2 protein-coding genes are annotated in these 1,452 nt (G+C 69.5%); both read right to left on the bottom strand.

Translation table 11 applies throughout. The features are described 5' to 3' along the window. Positions 1-42: 42 nt before the first annotated feature. On the bottom strand, positions 43-759 hold the full coding sequence (gene rplA / locus AB0J68_RS32155; RefSeq protein WP_234583444.1) for a 50S ribosomal protein L1: 717 nt from the start codon (positions 757-759) through the stop codon (positions 43-45). Between the two features lie 78 nt (positions 760-837). Next, entirely contained in the window at positions 838-1,269 is a 432-nt protein-coding gene (gene rplK, locus AB0J68_RS32150; RefSeq protein ID WP_007465329.1) for a 50S ribosomal protein L11, read from the bottom strand. Positions 1,270-1,452 lie beyond the last annotated feature (183 nt).

Genomic DNA, 1,452 nt, shown 5'->3' with positions numbered 1-1,452 from the left:
GCCACGATCGTGGCGGCGCCCCGGTGCGAGCGAACTGTCGGCTCAGGCCTCGGCCTGGTCCTCACGGAGGTTCTTCACCAGGTTCGGGTCGACCGGGACACCCGGGCCCATGGTGGTGGTGAGGATGACCTTGCGGAGGTACTTGCCCTTAGCCGCGGACGGCTTGGCGCGCAGCACCTCGTCGAGCACCGCAGCGTAGTTGTCCACCAGCTGGGTCTCCGTGAAGGAGGCCTTGCCGATGATCAGGTGCAGGTTGGAGTGCTTGTCCACCCGGAAGGTGATCTTGCCGCCCTTGATGTCCTGCACCGCCTTGGTGACGTCCATGGTCACCGTGCCGGTCTTCGGGTTCGGCATGAGACCGCGCGGGCCCAGGATCCGCGCGATCCGGCCGATCTTGGCCATCTGGTCCGGCGTGGCGATCGCCGCGTCGAAGTCGAGCCAACCACCCTGGATGCGGGCGACCAGCTCGTCGGTGCCCACCTCGTCCGCACCCGCCGCGGCGGCCTCTTCGGCCTTCGCGCCACCGGCGAACACGATCACGCGGGCGGTCTTACCGGTGCCGTGCGGCAGGTTGACCGTGCCGCGGACCATCTGGTCCGCCTTGCGGGGGTCGACGCCGAGGCGCATGGCGACCTCGACCGTGGCGTCGAACTTGACGTTGGTGGTCTCCTTGGCCAGCTTCACGGCCTCGGAGGGGGTGTAGAGCTTCGACCGGTCGATGACGTCGGCGGCCTTGCGGTAGCTCTTGCTGCGCTGCATTGCTGATTACTCCTGTGGTCTCTGGCGGGCCGCTCGGCGCGGGCCCTCCCACGGTCGGGTCGTCGGCGAGGCCGAACGTCAGTCGCTGACGGTGATGCCCATCGACCGGGCGGTGCCGGCGATGATCTTCTCGGCCTGGTCCAGGTCGTTGGCGTTGAGGTCGGCCATCTTCTTCTCGGCGATCTCACGCAGCTGGGCGCGGCTCACCGAGCCGACCTTCTCGGCCTGCGGGACGCCCGAGCCCTTCTGCACACCGGCGGCCTTGATCAGCAGCCGGGCGGCAGGCGGGGTCTTCAGCACGAAGCTGAAGGACCGGTCCTCGAACACGCTGATCTCGGCGGGGACGATGTCGCCCCGCTGGGACTCGGTCTGCGCGTTGTAGGACTTGCAGAACTCCATGATGTTCACGCCGTGCTGGCCGAGCGCGGGGCCGACCGGCGGCGCCGGCGTGGCCTGGCCCGCCGGCAGCTGAAGCGTGAACGTCTTGACGAGCTTCTTCTTCGGAGGCATGTCACTTCCTGGGGCTTGGAGCTGGGAAAATGCGGCCGTCGCCGCCCTCGGGGACGCGCACGGTCAGCGCGGTGCGACAGCGGCGACGTTCAAGAGTAGCGCAGGCCGCAGCCCGCTCGTCCGCCGAGGTCGAGCGGGAGGGCGTACGCCGACGTCGGCGGCGGGCCGGGCCCGCCGCCGACG

The organism is Micromonospora sp. NPDC049580 (assembly GCF_040675595.1).
Classification (GTDB): Bacteria; Actinomycetota; Actinomycetes; order Mycobacteriales; family Micromonosporaceae; genus Micromonospora.
The sequence above is the reverse complement of the archived record's forward strand: the minus strand, read 5'-3'. Positions and strand labels throughout refer to the sequence as shown.

Coding starts and splice junctions, on each gene's coding strand:
- rplK (WP_007465329.1), bottom strand. CDS start 1,269: ATGCCTCCGAAGAAGAAGCTCGTCAAGACGTTCACGCTTCAGCTGCCG.
- rplA (WP_234583444.1), bottom strand. CDS start 759: ATGCAGCGCAGCAAGAGCTACCGCAAGGCCGCCGACGTCATCGACCGG.